Origin of the sequence: Microcystis protocystis FBCC-A270, from assembly GCF_050500235.1 — a bacterium.
In the GTDB taxonomy this organism is placed as follows: Bacteria; Cyanobacteriota; Cyanobacteriia; order Cyanobacteriales; family Microcystaceae; genus Microcystis; species Microcystis ichthyoblabe_A.
Genome location: NZ_CP191407.1, coordinates 694,448 through 715,720, shown reverse-complemented (window position 1 = coordinate 715,720; position 21,273 = coordinate 694,448). Strand labels below are relative to the sequence as shown.

Here is a 21,273-nt window from a genome sequence, read left to right as displayed (position 1 = left end):
CAATCTCCTGACTCCTATCTCCTGACTACTGACTCCTATCTCCTTAGCTGATAAGATAGGATTCGGACAATATTCGATCGCTGCGAGAAATTGATGGACACACCTGCGAAAGTTTTGTTAGTGGATGACGAACCGGGGGTTCGTGAATCTGTGCAAGCATATCTACAGTACGGGGATGAATTCGAGGTAAGAACTGCTAGTAATGCTAACGAAGCCTGGGATTTACTCAATCAAGAAATTCCGGAATTAGTTATCTCCGATATTATGATGCCGCAGGTGGATGGCTATCAGTTTCTGAAGAAATTGCGCGAAGATGCTCGTTTTCAGACAATTCCCGTGGTTTTTCTCACTGCAAGGGGGATGACAAGCGATCGCATTCAGGGTTATAATGCTGGTTGTGATGCTTATTTATCCAAGCCTTTCGATCCCGAAGAATTAGAAGCATTAATCAAGTCTTTAATCGAGCGCCGTCGTCAATCCCTGCAAGCCACCAGCGAAAACGCTAGATTAGAAGAAATTGCCCGAGATATCCGGGAATTAAAACAGCAGGTGGGACAACAGAACACTTTTACTACCACTCCCCCCCCGATTAAAGTTGATCTGACCCCCCGGGAACAAAGTGTTTTAGATTTAGTAGCGGAGGGATTGATGAATAAAGAAATTGCCAGTCGTCTAGAAACCAGCGTTAGGAACGTAGAAAAATACGTCAGTCGCTTATTTAGCAAGACTGGTACTAATAGTCGCACGGAATTGGTACGTTTTGCCCTAAAACACGGTTTAACCAGTTAATATAGCAGCTACTGTTTGCGGCTAGAAATCCATTGGTGGTCTATCATACTTTGTGCTTTTTGTCAAAAAAACTTTTTTTTTGCAATAAAACTACACAAAAAAAAGATCATCGTTGTGGGTGAAATTGACTCATTTACCTGTCTTAATTGGGATTATCTTCTAGGTGTGGCAAGGGTTTCAACCTTTGCTGCCCAAAAAAGTATAGAATACCCGATTATGAAATTATATCAAATCGCTGTAACCATTGGAACATCGTTGTTAAATAAAAATCTTTCTCAATTAATTCTTAAGAATTTGTAAATATTGCGAAATATTAATTTAAATATTCTCAAGTTTTTGGAGTCAATAGATAATTTTTGCTTATCTTTGACCAACATTGGTTTAGGAGTCAGTTATCAGTTATCAGTTAACTGAGAAAACTCCCCACACCCTACACCCTACACCCCACACCCTACACCCCACACCCTGTCCCCTAATGCCTAGAGAATTTCAATAATTCCTTGACTGCCATCGAGACGAATTAATTGACCATCTTTTAACAATTTCATGGCATTATGCACATCCATAACCGCCGGAATTCCGTATTCTCTGGCAATAATAGCACCATGGGATAATTGTCCCCCCACCTCGGCAATAATGCCCACAGCTTGGGATAATAAAGGGGACCATCCTGAGTCAGTATAGGGAATAACGAGAATAGTATCAGGGGCAATTTCTAGATTTTGTAGGGTTGGCATAATTTTGACTCGTCCCTCCACTGTCCCCCCACTAGCGGCAATTCCCTGTAAGCGTTTTTTGGCAGTTAAATTTGAGACTAAAAATTCTTTTTTCGGTGGTTGTCCATAGACGATATAGGGAATATCGTTTAATTGAGAGTTTTCTTGGAATTGTTGGCGACGCTGACGAATAATCTGCTTAAGATTGGCGATATTATTATTCTGACCTAACTGGATAACTTCTGAGTAGTTTAGATAAAATATATCTCCCGTCTCTGATAATATTTGTTGCTGTAACCAGAGGGTTTCCAAAGCGAGAAAATGCCAGCGTAGGTGAGCTAAAAGACGGGAGTAAATTTCAGTCACTTGGTTTTTGATATTTAATCTTTTTTGGACATTGTGGGAAGATTTGACTTTTTTCTGGCTATTATTGCCTGGAATATCTAAGGGTAGTTGTAGCAGATATGGGGGATTTTCTCGCCATCTCGGTATCGAAATATCGGTTCCTACTTCGCTTAAATAACCGTAGGTTTCTAACCAGAGGGAAAAAGCTAAGTCAAAATCTCGATCGAGCGTATTTTTTCTCAGTTCAGATAGCGATCGCATTGAGGCTATTTCTGGTGCTTGAGAGTTATCCAATTTCTCAAAAGGTACTCGCGAGATACTGCGACGCAAAGCGAAGCTAAGGGGGGCAAGAATACTATAATAGGTGGCTTTTTTTAAGACGGTTAAAATCTCCTCAATTTGCTCTAAAATCTCCCCTGAAGATAAAGCTTCTAGGGAAGTAGCGTTAATTTTTTCGAGCGTTGGGATAAAATAGGTTTTTTGATCTTGGCTAAAGTCTTTTTCTAACTGTAATTCCCGTCCTAAAAGTTTTAATAAACCAGGGGAATTAGCCAAGGTTGCCGTTAACGGTGGTTTGGTAAACTTTGCTCCTTTGGTCAGGAATTCTAAGCTTTCTGGAGGTAATCCCATGCGACGGAAAATTGTGCCTAATAAAGAAGCATTAAAATAGGCTCTTTGATAGTGTAAAGTCGCTGTTTCATTGAAGTCCAAATCGAGGGCTTTTTTGCCTAAAACTAAACTGAAAATATCTCCCCAAACTCCACAGGTTAAGGGGCGATTAATTGACCAAGGCAAGGGACGAATTACCCCGGGGATAACTTCAGCTGCGATTTTTCTTGTCCAAATTGGCTGTAAATTAGTGATAGGACGGCACTGTAATAACCATAATTTGTGTCCGTCATGAGTCCATTCTATATCTTGGGGAATGCCATGTTCAAGGGTTTCTAATTGCCGACAAAGATTAGCTACCTGTTGAATAATAGCCGGGGGAATATCTCCCGCTCCGATGATGATATTTTCTTCTAAATTAACTCGATAACTTTCGGGGGTGATTCTTCCCGATACAACTCTGGTGGCATCTCCGGGTAAAGCTTCAATAACCACATCTAAACTGAGAGGATTAATCGGATCACGACTGAAGGCAACCCCCGAAAAAACTCCTCGAATTTGTTCTTGAATTAACACAGCCATGGCCGTGTTTTCTTGTCCTCGATCGAGTCGATAATTAACAGCATTAGGACTATTATAGGAGGTTTGGCAACTTAAAATCGCCGCCGCTAAATTTTCTCGATTGATGACGTTAAGAATTGTGGTATATTGTCCCGCAGATGAAGCGGTTTCACTATCTTCTCCAATAGCGGAAGATCGCACGACTAAGGGATGATTAATATCAGGATTAAGAGATTCTATTAACGGTTGTGGATCATCTCCTGGTGGTAAAACCCAACCCCTAGGAATGGGATAACCGGCACGCTTAAGATCGGCTAAAGTGGCGGCCTTTTGTCCCACTTTTGAAGCTGCCAGATTGTCATCAAGAGTTTGGATCGATCGATCTCCACGAAAAAAACGAAACATAGTTTTTGATTCATTGTTAACATTTGCTTCAGGTAAGTCTAAATCGTCGGCGATTTTTTGAAAAATTGCCCCTAATAAACAGGCTAAAGCAATGGCAGTTATAATATAACCTGAATCGTGGGGACGGCGCAAGGTGAGAATTAAAGCTAATAAAAATAATCCTACCAATCTACCCGTAGATTTTTCTCGAAAGACAGTAAAGCTAATCCCACTAATGATTAAGGTGAGAAAAACAGCGACAAAATCGTGAACAATTAATCCCCAGAAAACATTAGTAGTTCCCGCACCTTTTCCTAACCAATAGCGCCCCATGACTAAGGCAATTAAAGCTAATAATTCCCACGTGGAGCCGGTGGGAAAAAATAAACGGGTTAGGAGAATAACGATAATTCCCTTGGCTGCTTCCGAAATTACCGCCAAAATTCCCACTAATTTACCCCCATGGTAAAAAGCGGCAGTTACACCGATATTACCAGTACCTAATTGGGATAATTTACGTCCAGTTACTAGATAATTTATCCAATCAATCAGAGGCAATCCCCCGATAATAGGACAGACTAGAAAAATAAATAGGGATCCCCAAATTTCTCTCATTTAAAATGCGTCTTAGTTTACGATCTTGTCTTAGTAACGACCTTGAGAACATGAACACGAAAGCGATAAAATAAATTGAGCTTAATGGCTTAAAACTCAAGCAGATGGAGCAAATAAAGGCAATAATTGCGGATTTTAATCGGCAAAATCAACCTCTCAAACTGAAGAAAAAAGCGAAAAGAGTAAGGTGGACGATGCACACCCTACAGACTTAAGAAAATCTGATTGACAGTGAGATTTAATTCCGTGAAAGTCTGAGAAATTAGGCGATCACTATCTCGAAATTGCCGAATTTGATATTCTTCCTCAACTAAGCGACAAACAGAGATGGTCGGTTGTTTAGAAGTGCCAAGAAAATTACGCCCACCCAAGGCTGCATAATCGACAATCCAATATTCAGGAATACCCATTTCTTCATAATCAGCAAATTTTAAGTAGTAATCATCACGCCAGTTAGTCGATACCACTTCAATGATCAGAGGGATAGATGCACCCTCACTAAGGATTGATTCTTTTTTCCATAATTTTTCCTGAGCGAGCTTGGTTCGATTTAGCACTAATACATCAGGAAAATAACCAGAGTTTTTACCAGCAGGTCTGACAATCGCTTGGTTAGGAATTAAATAAGGAAGACCCAGTCTATCAATTATTCCACTGAGTTTAACAGTTAAAAATCCTTTGATTTCCTCGTGTTCTCCTGCGGGTTGTGCCATTTCAATAATATTTCCCTTGTGTAGCTCATAACGTACTCCAGAATTTTCAGGCAGCCAAGGGACGAATTCCTCGAAACTAACAGTTTTAGGTAGGGTTTGGCTCATAGCTGGCAAAATAGCTTTCTCTCTCTACTAACTTCCTTGGCTCTATTTTACCTTGAATGTAAAATAGGCATTGCCCACCCGACAAACTCTCTACACAATCTGCGATCGCACTATCACTGCCAAAAAAGATGAGGACGAAACCAAAAATATAATTGGTAACGACGGCGAGGTTCATAAAAGGAGTCAGTTGCCAGTTAGTTTTTAGATCTCCATTTGGCAATACTACACCCTCATAAAATTCTTTACCACCGGAGCCGCCTAGTAAGTTTATGATCGGGTCTCCTTGATTAACGCTGAATGTTACAGCCCCTCCTGATGATGAAGACGATGTCGGTGGCTTAGATGTGTAGTTATAGCACTTTTCACGTTACTGAGGTGTCGACAAGTTTTGCCAACAAAGGGTTTAAGCCCCTTGCCCATGCCTCATTCTGATGAAAAATGCTATGATTGCTTTGAGCGCATAGAGACAAGTGCTAATATTAGGAACAACAGCTTCGGAAATTTCCGATCCTCCTGGATAATAAATATAGCTATCGGAAATTTCCAATCCCTCTGGATAATTTGTCGGGGGAACGGCGAACGTAGGGATTTCCCTGGCAAGGGCTTCGGAAATTTCCGATCCTCCTGGATAATAGATATAGCTATCGGAAATTTCCAATCCCTCTGGATAATTTGTCGGGGGAACGGCGAACGTAGTGATTTCCCTGGCAAGGGCTTCGGAAATTTCTGATTCTCCTGGATAATAGATATAGCTATCGGAAATTTCCAATCCCCCTGGATAATAGGTATAGCTAAATGTGTTATATTTTGGGTCATCAGAAAATGCCGGGGGACGTAATTGAAGAATTTCTGCACCCAATACCCTAGAGCAATCTTTAAATGGCATATATTGTTTAACCATCGACATTTACTTGGTAATTAATAACGGGAAAAAGTGAGAGATTTAAACGGAACTACACTGATGGACAAAATTAACAAATCAACTCTGCTGTAACTCATACTACTCAGTCCTCTATGCTAAGATGATCCAAAAAACGCAAGTCTTTAAATTGATGGGCAAAAAAAGTTTAATTTTACTCAATAACCAAGGAGTTATACATAGATGTTTATTTTTGACAGTAAAACCGATATTTTAATTGATTCTCAGGAATTAACCTTTAAAAGTGAATATTTTTGTGACTTTTCTCGCTATTTTCAGAATCGAGAATTTGTCAACGGAGATGCTTTACAACTCAGTGGTGATCATTTTGAAGGGTATCTTTCAAGGATCATCATCGATGAAGTGATGTTAGAATTATCGCAACGTAATTGTTTAATAAATGTTGTGGGAGTAGTCCATTCTAAAATGTGGGTTTTTGCGATTCCTATTCAGGTGAATTCCGTCTTCTTCCAAAATTTGTACTCATTAGAAAATAACTATCTTGGGATTGTCCCCCCTAAATCAGAAATTTCCATTTTTCAACATCCCTTTTCCAATCGTTTTCAGCTTTACGTTCATGATAATTATCTGCAACAATTGTGCCAAAATTTAGAGCTACCAGAAGCGAAAAAGTTTTTAAATTCTTCCGCTTCTTCTGTTGTGATTTGCCCATCGGAAAAAATTCGTCATCTCCAACAATCTTGTCATCAACTTTATCGAATGCTATTTAATTTAGATCGTCAACAAATATCTTGGCAAAGAAAAGCATTAAGATTAAATTTTGTCAGGCAAAAATTAAAAGAAGAAATTGTCAAAGATTTTCTTTTGACTTTAGCAGTAACCAAAGATATTAAAACCCCTAAAAACGCTATCAGACGCACCTCTATCCTCAAAAAAGCAGAAGAAATGATGAGAAAAAATCTGCGTTCTGATCTGACTATTCCAGTGATTTGTCAAGAATTAAAAGTAAGTCAACGCACCTTAGAATATATATTTAAAGACTTCTATCAAATGTCTCCTTACAATTATTTTAAGTTGCTTCGTCTTAATGCTTTACATCAATCTCTTAACCAAAATAATCAGACAAAATTAACTTATGAAATTGCCGAAGAATTAGGTTTTTTTCATCGAGGATATCTGGCCTCTGATTATAAAAAACTGTTTGGTTACTTCCCCTCTGAAACCTAAAAAAATAGTAGGGGTAGGAATTAGGATTATTTTTGCTTTGAGAACTCAATTCCTAACTCCTCTTCCAATTCAGTGCCTCTCCCGTACTTGTTTGGTAGGGGCGTATATTGTACGCCCTTTCTTCGATCTCATAACCTCAAGAGAGCCATTAATAATTAGCCCCATCGAGATTAATTTACTTAATTCCCACTAAAAAAGTTGTACCGATCGCCATAATTGCCAATCCGATTAACTTACTAATTAGAGTCGCTTGCTTGGCTAATTTTTCCTTGATGACACTGCCAAGGAAAAAAGCCCCAGATGCGATCGCTAATTGGATGACGGTAAAACCGATTAAATAGGCAACTAAAGTGGCAACTCGCGCCCCGATAATTGATTCTCCGTAGGCATAACCGTGGAAAATTCCCGCGATCATTGCCAAAGTTGCCAGAGCGATCGTATAGAGATTAGAATGATTTTGTAACCCTTTTTTCAGGGTTAAAATTAGTCCAAAAATCACCACAGAAAGGGCAACAATCCCTTCAGGAAAAAGTAAATTTATTCCCTGTAAATGAATCCCCGTCCCGATTAAAGTAGCAATCGCAAAAGCGATCGGAATTAATAAACCCTGTTCCATCCCCACAGCAATTAAACCACTAGCCACCACAAAAGCTAAATGATCTAAACCGATAACTGGGTGAGCTAAACCCGATAAAAATCCATTCCAAAAATTATCGGGAGTTTGCCCTGCCATGACATGATGGGCAAGGGTTTTGCTGGCAAAAATTAACAGAAAGAGAGGGACAATAGTTAATATCTTTGTCCAGCTTTGACGAAAAATTATCTTCATTGATTACCTCAAAATTATGATTCGGAAACCCGCGCAACAATCGCCCGATGTCGGGGACTGGTGGGGGTAATGATCGGTGCTTGAAACCCCGCTTCAACTAATGCCTGTTCGATATCGAGAGTAAAATATTGATCGAGATAGGGTTCGGTACTCTTGAGTAAGGTGAGGACATAAGGGGGCATTTTTCGATAAATTTCCGAGCGCGGATTCATATCCATCAGCGTCAAATAACCCCCCGATCGCAATAAACGACGCGCTTCGGCGAAAATTTCTCTAGTAGCCTGTTGGGGTAGTTCGTGAAACATTAAAAACGAAGATACCAGATCGTAGGACTGACTGGGTAATTGAGTTTTTTCCGCAGCCGCGTGTTGCCATTGAATCGTCTTTTGTTTTTGTTGAGCCTGGTATTGAGCAACTGCTAAATAGTAGGGAGAGAGATCCAACCCAGTTACCCGCGCTTGCGGATAAGTATCTTGCAGCGCGAAGCTACTCATGCCGACACTACAGCCTAAATCGACAATATCGTTAATTTTTGCCTTGATTTGCTCCTTTAATATCCGGTGATATTCCCGTCGCAATCGCGGGTCGCCGTCCATCCCCGCCCCAGGCCAGATGGTAGAATGGACAGCATAGGCGGCAGATTCTACCTCAAAAGCTGGCAACCAGTCTAAATTGCCCTTTTCGTAAGCGTGGAAAGAACAAACGTAGTATTCGGGATAGACGAGATCGGGATTTTCTACCGCTTGCAGTTCCTGACTCCAATCCCGTTGCTGCCATTGTTTGACGGTTTCTCGCCAAGGTACGCCTAGTTTTTCGGCTCTTTTAATCATCATATTGCGGGCCTGATAGCGAGCGATGTCAAAAAGCGGTTTTATGCCGAGAATACGGTTAACTAGACCAGAAACAGGATTAAAGGAGGCCGGAACGGGTGTAACTGTCATAGAAAAGCTTCGATCGTAAATTTTCCCTTTCTCATCTTATAACAGTGATCAGTCATCAGTAATCAGTAATCAGTAATCAGTGAAAAAACAGCACTGTCACCGCCATTTAATACTACTCAGTTAATACCACTCACTGAAAACTCACATCTGATAACTGTTGACTGATAAAAGCAAAAAGCTCCCTAACCCCCATCTTGCCAATTTTTAAGTAGGTAGGTGTTGAAAACTTTCAGATGCCCCCCTTATTAAGGGGGGATTAAGGGGGGATCGGCACCCCCCTTAATAAAGGGGGACTAAGGGGGGATCGGCACCCCCTTATTAAGGGGGAATACATCTTCAATTTAATTATAACCAGCTACTTATTATGAGAACAATCGCTGAAATCAACGACAAGATCGCTAAAAAAACTGCTGTAGTCTGGACAGTAGAGGAATTAAAAAGCCGCGTGAGCGAAATGGGAATTAAGGAGGTTTTTTCCCAAGTAGATGTGGTTTGTACGGGAACTTTTGAACCGATGGAATCTTCGGGGGCAATTATTAATTTAGGTCAGACGGATCCGCCGATAAAAATTCGTCAATGTTGGTTAGATGGGATTCCTGCTTATGCTGGTTTTGGAGCGGTGGATTTATATTTAGGAGCCAGTGCTATTAGTGATCTAGCGGCCAAAAATGAGAATTTAGAGGGAGAAAATCCCGAAAGGGGCGGCGGACATATTATTGAGGATTTAATCGCTGGAAAATCGATTCAATTGCGCGCTGTCGGCCAGGCCACTGATTGTTATCCTCGCACTTCTTTTGAAACGATTATTTCTAAGGATACTATCAATCAATTTTATCTTTTTAATCCTCGCAATCTCTACCAGAATTTTATCGTCGGAGTCAATGGAGGAGAGCGGACTTTATATACTTATTTAGGACCACTACAGCCCCGATTAGGTAATGCAGTTTATTCTAACCCCGGGGCAATTTCTCCCCTGTTAAATGACCCAGATTTAGAGGCTATCGGCATCGGTACGCGCATTTTTTTGGGAGGAGGAATCGGTTATATTGCCTGGGAAGGAACCCAACATTTTCCCCTGCAAAAACGCCTACAAAATCGAACTCCTATTGGTCCCGCTTCCACCTTAGCCTTAATTGGGGATGCTAAACAAATGAATGCTCGCTGGGTGCGGGGTTGTTATTTCAAAAATTATGGGGCTTCTTTAATGTTAGGGGTAGCAGTACCGATTCCAATTTTAAACGAGGAAATCGTTCGACATTGTGCCGTAAAAGATGAGGAAATTGTCGCTCCAGTGGTGGATTTTTCGATTCCCCGGCGAGTCCGTCCTACCTTTGGTTTAATCACCTACGCTAAACTAAAAAGCGGTCGGATTATGATCGAGGGAAAAAGTGTGAGGGTGGCTCCTTTGGCCAGTATTTCCCTGTCCCGGGAAGCCGCTTTAGAATTAAAAGCACTGATCGAATCGGGAGAATTTACCCTCACAGAACCCGTGGCAAAAATTAATCTAGAGCGGACTTTTATTCCCCAGGATCGTTGGGGCGGAAAATTATCAATTGAGTGAGGAGTTAAGGGATTGCGTGCAGGCGGCACAACTACAATTAAGATGACGTAAAATCGGATTTTCTTCCCCGGTTGTCTTGGCGATAATCATGTCACCTAAGTTCTCGGTATTGAAACTAGGATGAAAGGACTCTGGGGCAGCTTGTACGGAGTTAGTGGTAACTAATAGGGTTAATAAACTAGCGGAAGCAGTGGCAAGAATAACGACTTTTTGATTCATAAGTTTGCGGGAATTATTAGCAATGAATACCACTGATTATAACACTGCCCCCTGCCGATCGCCTCCGTTAACGACCTAAAAGATTGGCAATATCAGCACATCCCCCCGGAATGGTTGCGCGGGACTTTTCCCCACACCAACGACAACAATAGTGACGTTGTTCCTCGCTCATGTTTTTCACCCCGGTAAAATTGACATTTTCTACCACTGCTCCCGTGTGTTCTCCGCTGTCATAATTGGGGGGAACGGTACGACTGCGGGGGGTAGCATTTTCTAGGGAACCATAAAATAAACGCATCCCTTTGATATCTGCCCCTCTTAAATTAGCTTCGTAGAGAATTGTCCGCGATACATTTGCTTTCACCAAATCGCTATAACTTAAATCGGCCCGCACCATATTCGCTTCGCTTAAATCCGTCCAGCGCAGATCCTGCCCAGAAATGTCAGCCCCCGCTAACATTACCCCCAATTGTACTACTCTTGTACCGAACTCTCGATCCTCCGCATAACCCCCTTCCCCGTCTAGAATCGGTCGGCCTAGATAACGATCGCGTTTAATCGGTGATAATAGCCGCGATTGACTCAAAAAACGCAGTATTTTCGCTTTCCCAGAGGCATCGACACTGCTGAGGATAGAAGCGGTGCGACCTTCTGCGATCGCTCTTTCCTGGGGCCAATCTTCTAAAAATCCCTCCTCATCCAAGGCTAGATCGGAAATCCCCTGAAAATAGGAATCGATCGTCTGTTGTTGGGTAATGCGATTTTGCTGTATGGTTAAATCCTTAGAAATAACGTACTGTTCCCAGGCCACATAGACAGCTAACACGGCGATCATAATCTGTCCCAAGGCCCCCACCCACTCGGCCCAGGAACCGAACTCATCGTATTTAAAACTCTCCAACCATCGCAATATGCGATCATAAACCCCTAAATATTTCCCTAATCCGGCCAGAGCAGCTATAAAAACGATAAAAGCGAAAACCGTCTGACGTTCAGAGGGGGTGAGATAATGGGCGATCCACTGGCGAATAGAGGGCAAAATCACCTGTAAAGATATTAATATCGCTACTATCGCCCCAGAAAAGCCTAACCAGTCCCAGCTAAAGACCAGGCCGATGGTCATCACCATCAGGGGGGCCAACAGTAACCCCGCGTTACCCGGCCGAAGATCTTTTAATAGTAGGATGCGCTGACGCAGAGGATTACGCGAAGATAAAGAGGAGACGTATTCGGAGGCATCGGGGGGCGATAAACTGGTTTTACCGTTATTTTCGGGGTTATCGGCCCTATTTTCTGCGGCGAGTTTTTCTGGGTCTTTGCGATCGCTCATATTAATCCTTGTCAAGAGAAAATAATTCCACACCGAAAACTGAGGCGAAAACCCTCGATAAATCTTGCTGTACTTGCATAAGACTAATATTAGGCAGAAACTGCTGTAAACTGCCCACGGGTTTATTAGCAATCCCACAGGGAATAATTTCGGCAAAACCGCTTAAATCCGGACAAACATTAATGGCAAAACCATGATAGGTAATCCAACGACTAACTTTAATACCGATCGCCGCTATTTTATACCCTTCTACCCATACCCCCGTCAGGCCCGCGATTCTTTCCCCCGACAATCCATAAATAGCGATAGTTTGCAGGATGACTTCTTCTAATTGTCGCAAATACCAGTGTAAATCCTGCTGATAATAGCGCAAATTGAGGATCGGATAGCCCACTAACTGCCCCGGACAGTGATGGGTGACTTCTCCTCCTCGCTCGATTCGGTACACTTCTTTATCGGTTTTGTCAAGATTAAATTTAATAAACTTAATATCTGAACCAGTACCGAGGGTGTAAACGGGGGGATGTTCCAGTAGGAGCAGCACATCGGGTAAGTCAGGATCGGCAATTCTCGCCGCCACCAGCGATCGCTGTTGCGCCCAGGCCAGAGAATAGGGGGTAATTGCCTGAATTTTCAGCCCACAGAGACGAGGTATTTTTTGAGCATTCATTGCGAGATGTGTCAAAATATTTAAGAAATGTAAAGGAGCGCAAAGGAAGATTAAAAGAAGAGAAGATATAGATGTTGGGGAGAATACTAAGTGCTAATCTAAGGATATCCCATCTATTCGGATGTTAACCGTCCCACAGGAGAAACAATCACCGGATTCTCTTGCTGGCGGCGAAAATCGGTTTCTTTAAATAAAAGTTAACAGAACTTCGCACTTCTGTTAAGAAAAGGTTGAGAGAAACTTGTTAGAATAGAGGTAAATAAATCTAGTTGCAAATAGGCGCTCGACCCGATGAATTTTCCGCGCGATCCGACAAAAAAAAGAGAACGAAAACACCGACAATATCTAGACTGTGACCTCTGACAACAGCGCGATCGAGCGGATTTTTGAGGATTAAATTCCTAGCATCAACATCCCTTAAAAATAGTTGATGTGGACGGTCTATAGCAAAATTTTTAGATGGAGTAGTGAGTATGAAGCTATTGATTCAGGGCAATAATATCGCTGTCACCGAAGCTATTCATGATTATGTCGAACAAAAGCTGGAGAAAGCGGTGAAACATTTTAACGGCATAACCACAAAAGTTGATGTTCACCTCTCCGTGGAAAAGAATGCACGCATTCCCGATCGCCACAAAGCGGAAGTAACGGTTTATGCTAATGGAACAGTGATTCGCGCTCAAGAAGGAAGCGAAAATTTGTACGCAAGTATTGATTTAGTTTCTGATAAAATCGCTCGTCAACTCCGCAAGTATAAAGAGAGACTGGTGGATCATCGCACCAACGCCACCGTTAAAACTAGCGAGGTGGTGCAAGAGAAACCCTTAGATGATAACCTAATTGGCGATCGCACTCCCGAATTACCTGCGGAAGTAGTGCGGATGAAATACTTTGCTATGCCACCGATGACTATTGAGGAAGCACTAACACAATTGCAATTAGTCGATCACGATTTCTTTATGTTCTGCAACAAAGACACTAACGAAATCAACGTTATCTATCAACGCAATCACGGCGGTTTTGGTGTTATTCAACCCCGTCCCGTTAACGTAAATGGCAAAGAATCCAATTAACAGTTAGCGACCACAAATAAAACTAAAGACTGGAGAAATTCTCCAGTCTTTTTCTCATCTAACCAAGATTAACTTTCACCACTTTATTTTTTTCTGCCACCGCTTTCGGGAGGGTGAGATAAAGAATACCGTCTTGATAGTTAGCGGTAACTTGGCTATTTTGCACCTCTACTGGCAGGGTAATCAAGCGACTAAATTTACCATAATAAAATTCGCTGTTTTCTACCTCGGCAGCGCGTTGACGTTGCCCATTAATAGCCACCATTTGTTTGCTAACCTCCACATCTATATCTTTAATATCCACACCGGGTAATTCGATTTTTAATTCTACGGAATCCTCGTTAACAGAGATTTCCACCGGGGGACGAGATACCGATGAAGTTGTCGGTAATACTTCTTGAAAAAGTTGATCGATTTGACGTTGAACAGAATTAATTTCTAGGAAGGGAGAATAAAGAGTGAAAGCCATAGTAATAATTTCCTTGAGAGGTTTTCTCTGACTGCGATTACCTCTATCTTAAGCAACTAACTTGGCTTACACAAGGCGGTTTTCAGGAAATAAAAAGTCGCAATAACCGATACAGTTATCAGTTATCAGTTATCAGTTATCAGTGGCAAGTGGGAAGTTGTGGGGTGTGGGGTGTGGGGTGTGGGGAGCAAAAAACCGACGGCTGACGGCTAAAATCACTGTTATAACCATTGTTGTAATTCCGGCCAACCCAAACCCTGACGCACGATATCCGGTTGATCGCTGGTAAAATCAACAATTGTTGACACTTCCGAACCGGGAGCCGAACCATCTTCGATAATTAAATCAACTATATGATCGAGGGCATCGAATAGCCTAGGGGTTTCTAATCCCTTGGTGGGAAAATCCCCCTCCTGATCGGGAAGATGGGCAGAACTAGAGATAATAGGATTTTCTAGGGTTTCGAGAATAGTGCGACAGATAACGTGATCGGGAACCCGGATACCAGTGGTTTTCCGCTTCGGATTCATCACCACTTTCGGCACTAATTTAGTCGCCGGTAAGAGAAAAGTGTAGGGACCGGGTATAACTCGTCGCATAATCTTATAGGCATAATCGCTGACCACTGCGTACTCGGAAATATTCGACAAAGAAGAACAGAGAAACGTCAAGGGTTTATCATTAGATAGTTGCTTGATTTGGCGAACTCGTTCGACGGCGGATTTCACATTGAGATCGCAACCGATCGCATAGACGGTATCGGTAGGATAAAGCATAATTGCCCCATTTTTCAGGGCATGACAGATTTCTTGGATAGAACGTTGTTGGGGATTTTCCGGATGGAGAGAGTAAATAGTAGCCATGATAGCAAAATCGTCGCCTATTGGGATTGTCCCACGGGAATTGCCGGGGATATGTGTTTAGGGGCGTTAGTAGATTTAGGAGTCCCCTTAGAATACCTGATTGCACAACTAAAAACTTTAGGAATTGAGGATGAATATCAGTTAAGGGCCGAAAAAGTGCATCGTCGCGGTCAAATTGCTACTAAGGTTCACGTCGATGTCACTGCCGAGAAGTCTGCTGATCATCACCACCATCACCATCATACCCCCGCTCGCCATTTACCGGAGATTGAAAATTTAATTAAACAGGCAAATTTACCCCAGAAAGTCCAAGAATGGAGTTTAGCGGTTTTTCAACAACTTGCGATCGCAGAAGGGGCTGTTCACGGGATCGCACCGGAAAAAGTGCATTTTCACGAAGTCGGGGCAACCGATGCCATTATTGATATCGTCGGGACTTGTTTGGGTTTGGATTGGCTATCGGTGAGTGAATTATACTGTTCTTCTCTACCCACCGGCGGCGGTACAGTTCAGGCCGTCCATGGTCGTTTACCGGTTCCTGTGCCAGCAGTAGTACAATTGTTCAGTCAGGGACAAGTACCAATTTATAGTAATGGCATCGAAGGGGAGTTAGTAACACCCACGGGGGCAGCTATTGTGACAACTTTAGCTAAAAGTTTCGGTAAACCGCCGAAAATGCAGTTAGAAAAGGTCGGTTTAGGAGCAGGGACAAAAGATTTACCGATTCCCAATCTTGTCCGGCTTTGGTTAGGGAAAAAAGAATCAGAAAAGCTAGATGAAAGCGAAACCGTGGCAGTTTTAGAAACTCAAATTGATGACTTAAATCCGCAAGCGATCGCCTACTTAAGTGAGTCTTTATTACAAGTGGGTGCCTTGGATGTATTTAGTCAAGCAATTACTATGAAAAAATCCCGTTTGGGAATACTTTTGACAGTAATTTGTGCCTTGGATAAAATTGCTATTTGTGAAAATATGATCTTTCAGGAAACCACTACTTTAGGCATTAGAAGGACAATTCAAGAGCGATCAATCTTAAAAAGAGAGATACAATCGATCGATACTGTCTATGGTCAAATTCGGCTAAAAGTTGCCTATAAAGAGTCAATTAATCAACCGATTACCGTACAACCAGAATACGAAGATTGTGCCGCAATTGCCCGTCAGCATCATCTACCTTGGCGATTTGTTCATCAAATGGCCTTGGCTATTTGGCAAGAAAATACTTCTGACTGAATAAAGAGGATATTTATTATGTTTTGTCGAGCAATTTAGGATTAAGCATTAGCTATCAAAGAAAACGGGTTTCCTAAAGAAACTCGTTTTTTTTATAGAAACCAACCTACGAGGCGATGCTAAACAAATTGAAAGTAATAACTGGTTAACGCAATACTGATGTTATCTTGAACGACTCCAATTAAGTCACCGCTTTGATAGATGGCTGTATCTAAAGCAGAACCACCGACCCCCCAATTTGCATACGATAGGCTAAGTGTACGAGTATTCTTAATTCGAATATAGTCGTTTGCCCCGTTATAGTCAGTAATAAGGGCATAGCCACCACCTTGATAATAGTTACCAGCACTTTCACCTAGTACAAAAATGTCCCCTCCAGACCCTCCAGCTAAGGTATCGTACTGATAACTGTTATAAGTGCGAGATGTAGAGCCGGTTAAGAGATCATTACCATCACCACCACTTAGACTATCATTCCCGAATCCCCCTAATAAGGTATCATTCCCTGATCCCCCTAATAAGGTATCATTTCCCGATTCTCCACCTAAATAGTCATTGCCAGTTCCCCCATCTAAATAATCGTTGCCATTCCGTCCCAATAGGGTATCATTTCCCGACCATCCATAAAGACGATCATTGTCGTCGCCACCGTCAATATAATCATTGTTGGTATTACCCCAGATGGTATCATTGCCACCATAACCGTAGGCATAAAGTTGTTGACTTCCTGTATAGTTGTAGTAGTTTGCAAGATTTGTACCGTAGTAAGTAGCCATGACTTAATCCTCCTGTCTACTATCCATTCTTAATAAACATTATAACACTCTAATCCTCTCCCAGACTGTATCATACGCTGACAAATTAATAAATCTTTACATTTATCTCCTTGGCCGGGGAGACACGGGGATGATGACAGAGAACTCTTGAAAGAACGTAGAACGTAGGTTTGGTTGAAGCATGAAATCCAACGCCCGCTCATGTTACGCTACCGCTAACCCATCCTACAAATAATTGTTCCTCCCTAGTTATATCCATTGTTCAAAAGCTATTTTCAGGAAGATAATCCCACTTTAAAACCTGTTCTTGGCTAAAAGGACAATCAACTGGAAAAGTTTCTTTTGGTCAATTAGTTTCATTTACCGTCCCTCGCACTGCTTTTTGATAACATTCTGCGAAAATATCGGCTAAATAGGGTTTTAAGCTAGGACTATCCCTGAAAATAAGCTCTAATTGTTCTCTTTGCTCATCAATGGTATTTATCCAGCTATTAGTCCGTTTTTCTGGTTGATATTGCCATTTAAGTAAGTGCATCAAGAGAACTTTTAAACGGACGAATACCTCCCGTCTATTATTACGTCCCATATCGGATATTTCTTCGATTAAGTTATCTAAATCGAGTGCCTCTAAATTGCCCTTTTTTAAGTGATTTACGGTTTGCTCAAGCCACAAATTAAAATCAGTTTCATAAAGCTGAGATAATTTAGTTTTCATAATGAGAACGTTTCTTCTATTCTATCTTTACGTTGTGCCTATCTTAATGGTGTCTTGTCTAGATGATATTTTTACAAATATGAGATGCACCCACCCGTTTTCTAGATATAGCAAGGTTTTGAATATTCTAAAGGAATTAGGTTGTGTAGGTTTTCTCTAGACTATTATTGCGCTCAAACCAATCTTAGGAGACGATGCTAAACTGGTTTCAATGTAGACGGTTTCACTGACAAAAGGTTCTAAAATTTATTGGTTCCTTATTTTACATCCTTCAGTCCTTTTGACAGTTTCCCTAGCCATAGGCCTACATTGGTTTCATTCCCTAGTAACCGCAACTATAAACAATGAGGTGGCTAGGGATGCAGGGAGGAAATTAAAGGGAAACTTTCTTATTTCCAGTATCTTGAAATTTTGACGAATGGTTTGAGTTAACCATCTATGGTCAAACCCTTTATGGTCTGCAACACCTTCACCTCTTCCGTGAACAGGCAGTTTATCCAACTGGTATAGTCCCGCCCAAAAAGTTTCTTCCAGGGTATATCCCCTAGCGAATCCATTTCTAGCATATCCAGTTATAAACGAACCAATATTTTTAATCCAAATAATAGGTCCTATTTCGACAGGGACGGAGGCAATCAGGAGTTGAGGTTTTACAGTATCTGCTAAAAACTCTATCAGTCTGACTAGATCTCGCTCCGGTAGGTGTTCAAATGTTTCCAGAGCAGTGACAATATCAGGCTCAGGTATACGACTGTAAACTTCCCTGTCTAAGGCAGAACCCAAAATATTATGAAAATTGTTTTTTTCACCATATCTTTCGCAGGCAGTTTCATGCCACTCTTTAAACAATTCTATCCCCCAGTAATCGATATTAAATTTTTCATCCAATGTTGAAAAAGTTCGACCAAAGCCACTGCCTATGTCTAGGATTTTTATAATCTTTCCTTGTCTTGAAGTATTCACTTGAAAGTTGTTTATTGTCTGTACAAGATTTTTATACCTCAAAGAATGTAGGTATCGGTTAATTAAGTTAAAATCTTGGTTTTTTTCGTATTGGGATTCTGGTTTTTTATTTTCAGTCTGGAGTTTCATAATATCCTCTCAAAGACATATGGGCTGATTTACTTGGTTAAATTACAAAACTAATCAGGTAGGCTAATTCAAGTTTGAAGTGCACAGCTGACTGGTTGAAGACTACCTACTAGGGGTGGGGATAGTCAGGAACTTTTCCCAGTCGATGGTTGATTAACTCCGTCAATCGGTACATCTCAGCGTGCTTGCGGCTTTCGTAAGGTTGGGCTGAACGACAGCGCAACGTGACTCTCAGTGGAGACCCAAAAAAACGACATATACTACCTTGCTCACACATTGTATTCTAAGATACAATTTAATAAATCTTTACATTTATCTCCCTGGCCGGGGAGACACGGGGATGGTGACTGAGCAAGAAACAAAGTTTGTAACGCTATTCGCCATTTAGGAGCAAGCAAGATGAAATTTAAGCTATTTTCCCAAGTGTTTTTAACAGAAGATATTCCCGAATATGGTTTAAAAAAAGGGGCTCTTCGGTTTGTGTTATGCAATGGACGGGGGTTATAAGGGATGGAACCCCTATATAGAAAGGCATTTAGCGATTTTTGTCAATTATTTTCTATCTAGAGTGAACTAATCAATTAAATCCCTTGCCAGATAAGGATTTAGTCGATTTATGCCCCCCTATCGAACCATACCAAGTAACGAAGAGCCAAAAAAGGAAGTATTGGCACAATTGTTGAATATTATCAGAAGCCCGAAGGTGAGGAAGATGGATACAGTTTAGAAGGCTTGATTTTCCAAGATACAGCAGAGGTAGCAGAATCACAAATTGAATTATTGGTTACACCTGCACTAAGTTATCAGTCTGGTTAATTTTTTCGAAAGAGAGATTTATTGGCTCTTCTCGACTTTGTGTGATAAGTTCAACTTATATAGTAGTGATCGATCTTTGTGTCCTTTGTGTCTCTGTGGTTCGTTCCACTTAGTCGCCTGCAAGACTGTATCTTAGAATACATTTTACTCACCAAACCTGGGGGAGCCATTTATATTTCCCTAATTTTGTTTCTAGCATCGTAATTTTTGCTATCTGTCAACCTAAATTTAACCAATAAAATAAGGACGCTGCCAATTGCGTCCTCAAGGTATCTGGAAAAGGCTTTTTTCCTAGACTTTCCGAGAGTAGTATTCCACTACTAACAGTTCATTAATCGAGAGGGCAATCCATTCTCTTTCCACAACGCCATTCACTTTGCCCACGAGGGTGTTTTTGTCAAATTCCAAATGACTCGGCAGATTGGCTAAACCGGGGTATTCCATATTTCTTTTGACTAGATCCTGGGAACGCTCTTGATTTCTGACTCCAATCACATCACCCGGACGGCACTGATAACTAGCAATATCCACAACTCTACCGTTAACGGTGACGTGACCGTGATTGACTAATTGTCGCGCCCCCGGAATTGTCCCGGCCATACCGAGACGGAAAACGGTATTATCCAGACGCATTTCTAAGAGTTGCAGCAGCACTTGACCGGTGGAACCAGTAGCCCGGCGAGCTTTGCGGACATAGCGAACTAATTGTTTTTCGCTGACACCGTAGTTGAAACGCAGTTTTTGTTTTTCTTCTAGACGAATGGCATATTCTGAACGTTTTTTGCGGGCCTGGCCATGTTGCCCGGGTGCATAGGCACGACGGGCATTTTTACGGGTTAGGCCCGGTAATTCCCCTAAACGACGCACAACGCGCAAGCGCGGTCCTCTATAACGAGACATACAAACAGTCTGCTCCTATTTAAATTTATCCCAAAACTATCATCATAGCACAAATTAAGTAATTTAGTTGGGGTGTGGGGTGTGGGGTGTGGGGAGAATAAATAGAAATAGTCTCGGAGTCTCCTGTCTCGGAGTCTCCTGACTCCTGACGACCGGCTCCTATCTCCTGACGGCAGCTGATGTATTTTTTTCATTAAAGATGAGGCTAATCTCCGCCATCTTAGGGCATACTGTGAGTGTAACGAAGCACTATATTATTCAGGTTGCTTTCCCACTCCTTCCCTAGCTGAATCTCTATCTTGGAGAAGCCATTAGTCATGATCGAAATGAAAGTCGCTGGAATTGCCCTAGACGCTATCACTCGCAGTCCCATTGTACTGCTGAAGGATGGTTCCGAGCGTCGCGCCCTACCTATCTACATCGGACAAGATCAGGCTAAGGCCATTATCACCGTCCTCGAACAACAAAGACCCCCTCGTCCTCTTACCCACGATTTGATCGTTAATATTTTTAAAGCTTGGGACATGGATTTAGAAAAGATTATCATCCATTCTCTCCAAGACAATACTTTTTATGCTGTTCTCTGTCTCCAGCGCGGCGAAGTCAAAAAAGAAATCGATTGTCGTCCCAGTGATGCGATCGCTATTGCCCTGCGTACCAACAGTCCCATCTGGGTAATGGAAGAAGTGATCGCTTCTGCCTCTATTCCTGTTGATCGTGATGCGGATGAAGAGGAACGTCAAGCTTTTCGCAATTTCGTCTCCAATCTTAGCCCCTCAGACCTGATCCAACGTCGCGGTGATTTTAGTGATCAGTGATCTTGAAGCGGTCAGCCGTCGGCT

The 21,273-nt window shown here is 41.8% G+C and carries 20 protein-coding genes and 1 pseudogene; 6 read left to right on the top strand and 15 right to left on the bottom strand.

What is annotated here, in order from left to right:
* Positions 1-93: 93 nt before the first annotated feature.
* The gene (locus ACQY1X_RS03350) at positions 94-789 is read left to right on the top strand and encodes a response regulator transcription factor (protein WP_002737332.1); all 696 of its coding nucleotides are present in this window, start codon (positions 94-96) and stop codon (positions 787-789) included.
* 479 nt (positions 790-1,268) lie between these two features.
* On the opposite strand, the gene ACQY1X_RS03345 is transcribed toward ACQY1X_RS03350, so the two are convergent.
* The 4 genes from ACQY1X_RS03345 to ACQY1X_RS03330 all read right to left on the bottom strand — a co-directional run bounded on the left by ACQY1X_RS03345 (position 1,269) and on the right by ACQY1X_RS03330 (position 5,738).
* Positions 1,269-4,019 carry a glycerol-3-phosphate acyltransferase gene (locus tag ACQY1X_RS03345; RefSeq protein ID WP_430015393.1) on the bottom strand — a complete coding sequence of 917 codons (2,751 nt, stop codon included), beginning with the start codon at positions 4,017-4,019 and terminating at the stop codon, positions 1,269-1,271.
* Between the two features lie 203 nt (positions 4,020-4,222).
* The gene (locus ACQY1X_RS03340; RefSeq protein WP_016514965.1) at positions 4,223-4,837 is read right to left on the bottom strand and encodes a Uma2 family endonuclease; all 615 of its coding nucleotides are present in this window, start codon (positions 4,835-4,837) and stop codon (positions 4,223-4,225) included.
* Positions 4,818-5,057 (bottom strand): hypothetical protein, encoded by a 240-nt coding sequence (locus ACQY1X_RS03335; protein WP_430013975.1) that lies wholly within the window; start codon positions 5,055-5,057, stop codon positions 4,818-4,820. Before ACQY1X_RS03335 ends, ACQY1X_RS03340 begins: the two co-directional genes overlap by 20 nt.
* Positions 5,058-5,240: 183 nt before the next feature.
* On the bottom strand, positions 5,241-5,738 hold the full coding sequence (locus tag ACQY1X_RS03330; RefSeq protein ID WP_430013974.1) for a hypothetical protein: 498 nt from the start codon (positions 5,736-5,738) through the stop codon (positions 5,241-5,243).
* Positions 5,739-5,939: 201 nt separating this feature from the next.
* Between ACQY1X_RS03330 and ACQY1X_RS03325 the strand changes: the two genes are divergently transcribed.
* Positions 5,940-6,944: a helix-turn-helix domain-containing protein gene (locus ACQY1X_RS03325; RefSeq protein WP_430013973.1), complete on the top strand. Its 1,005-nt coding sequence runs from the start codon at positions 5,940-5,942 to the stop codon at positions 6,942-6,944.
* Between the two features lie 175 nt (positions 6,945-7,119).
* On the opposite strand, the gene ACQY1X_RS03320 is transcribed toward ACQY1X_RS03325, so the two are convergent.
* Positions 7,120-7,773 carry a HupE/UreJ family protein gene (locus ACQY1X_RS03320; RefSeq protein WP_430015392.1) on the bottom strand — a complete coding sequence of 218 codons (654 nt, stop codon included), beginning with the start codon at positions 7,771-7,773 and terminating at the stop codon, positions 7,120-7,122.
* 14 nt (positions 7,774-7,787) lie between these two features.
* Positions 7,788-8,714, bottom strand: a complete 927-nt coding sequence (locus ACQY1X_RS03315) for a class I SAM-dependent methyltransferase (protein ID WP_002736498.1) — start codon at positions 8,712-8,714, stop codon at positions 7,788-7,790.
* A gap of 364 nt (positions 8,715-9,078) precedes the next feature.
* Between ACQY1X_RS03315 and ACQY1X_RS03310 the strand changes: the two genes are divergently transcribed.
* The gene (locus ACQY1X_RS03310; RefSeq protein WP_002776032.1) at positions 9,079-10,275 is read left to right on the top strand and encodes a homocysteine biosynthesis protein; all 1,197 of its coding nucleotides are present in this window, start codon (positions 9,079-9,081) and stop codon (positions 10,273-10,275) included.
* On the opposite strand, the gene ACQY1X_RS03305 is transcribed toward ACQY1X_RS03310, so the two are convergent.
* From ACQY1X_RS03305 to lipB, 3 genes are all read right to left on the bottom strand, one after another.
* Complete coding sequence (locus ACQY1X_RS03305) at positions 10,264-10,494, bottom strand: hypothetical protein (protein WP_002737992.1); 231 nt, start codon at positions 10,492-10,494, stop codon at positions 10,264-10,266. The two genes, ACQY1X_RS03310 and ACQY1X_RS03305, sit on opposite strands and share 12 nt — an antisense overlap.
* Positions 10,495-10,561: 67 nt before the next feature.
* A complete protein-coding gene (locus ACQY1X_RS03300; protein ID WP_430015391.1) occupies positions 10,562-11,824 on the bottom strand; it encodes a pentapeptide repeat-containing protein in 1,263 nt (420 codons plus the stop codon).
* A gap of 1 nt (position 11,825) precedes the next feature.
* On the bottom strand, positions 11,826-12,494 hold the full coding sequence (lipB, locus tag ACQY1X_RS03295; RefSeq protein ID WP_103111625.1) for a lipoyl(octanoyl) transferase LipB: 669 nt from the start codon (positions 12,492-12,494) through the stop codon (positions 11,826-11,828).
* A 473-nt stretch (positions 12,495-12,967) separates the two neighbouring features.
* Between lipB and hpf the strand changes: the two genes are divergently transcribed.
* Positions 12,968-13,567, top strand: a complete 600-nt coding sequence (gene hpf / locus ACQY1X_RS03290; protein ID WP_002735641.1) for a ribosome hibernation-promoting factor, HPF/YfiA family — start codon at positions 12,968-12,970, stop codon at positions 13,565-13,567.
* Positions 13,568-13,625: 58 nt separating this feature from the next.
* On the opposite strand, the gene ACQY1X_RS03285 is transcribed toward hpf, so the two are convergent.
* Positions 13,626-14,036 (bottom strand): Hsp20/alpha crystallin family protein, encoded by a 411-nt coding sequence (locus ACQY1X_RS03285; RefSeq protein WP_430013970.1) that lies wholly within the window; start codon positions 14,034-14,036, stop codon positions 13,626-13,628.
* A 221-nt stretch (positions 14,037-14,257) separates the two neighbouring features.
* The gene (locus ACQY1X_RS03280; RefSeq protein ID WP_002735809.1) at positions 14,258-14,899 is read right to left on the bottom strand and encodes an L-threonylcarbamoyladenylate synthase; all 642 of its coding nucleotides are present in this window, start codon (positions 14,897-14,899) and stop codon (positions 14,258-14,260) included.
* Between ACQY1X_RS03280 and larC the strand changes: the two genes are divergently transcribed.
* Positions 14,876-16,132 (top strand): nickel pincer cofactor biosynthesis protein LarC, encoded by a 1,257-nt coding sequence (gene larC, locus ACQY1X_RS03275; RefSeq protein ID WP_430013969.1) that lies wholly within the window; start codon positions 14,876-14,878, stop codon positions 16,130-16,132. The genes ACQY1X_RS03280 and larC overlap by 24 nt on opposite strands.
* A 119-nt stretch (positions 16,133-16,251) precedes the next feature.
* Here larC and ACQY1X_RS03270 read toward each other — a convergent pair whose 3' ends face one another.
* The 4 genes and pseudogenes from ACQY1X_RS03270 to rpsD all read right to left on the bottom strand — a co-directional run bounded on the left by ACQY1X_RS03270 (position 16,252) and on the right by rpsD (position 20,431).
* Positions 16,252-16,908 carry a calcium-binding protein gene (locus tag ACQY1X_RS03270; protein ID WP_430015390.1) on the bottom strand — a complete coding sequence of 219 codons (657 nt, stop codon included), beginning with the start codon at positions 16,906-16,908 and terminating at the stop codon, positions 16,252-16,254.
* A 262-nt stretch (positions 16,909-17,170) separates the two neighbouring features.
* Positions 17,171-17,623: pseudogene (locus tag ACQY1X_RS03265) on the bottom strand (DUF29 domain-containing protein).
* Positions 17,624-17,938: 315 nt separating this feature from the next.
* A complete protein-coding gene (locus ACQY1X_RS03260; protein ID WP_002736571.1) occupies positions 17,939-18,715 on the bottom strand; it encodes a class I SAM-dependent methyltransferase in 777 nt (258 codons plus the stop codon).
* Between the two features lie 1,107 nt (positions 18,716-19,822).
* Positions 19,823-20,431 carry a 30S ribosomal protein S4 gene (gene rpsD / locus ACQY1X_RS03255; protein WP_002737433.1) on the bottom strand — a complete coding sequence of 203 codons (609 nt, stop codon included), beginning with the start codon at positions 20,429-20,431 and terminating at the stop codon, positions 19,823-19,825.
* 317 nt (positions 20,432-20,748) lie between these two features.
* Between rpsD and ACQY1X_RS03250 the strand changes: the two genes are divergently transcribed.
* Positions 20,749-21,249: a bifunctional nuclease family protein gene (locus ACQY1X_RS03250; RefSeq protein ID WP_002792488.1), complete on the top strand. Its 501-nt coding sequence runs from the start codon at positions 20,749-20,751 to the stop codon at positions 21,247-21,249.
* The last annotated feature ends 24 nt before the right edge of the window (positions 21,250-21,273 follow it).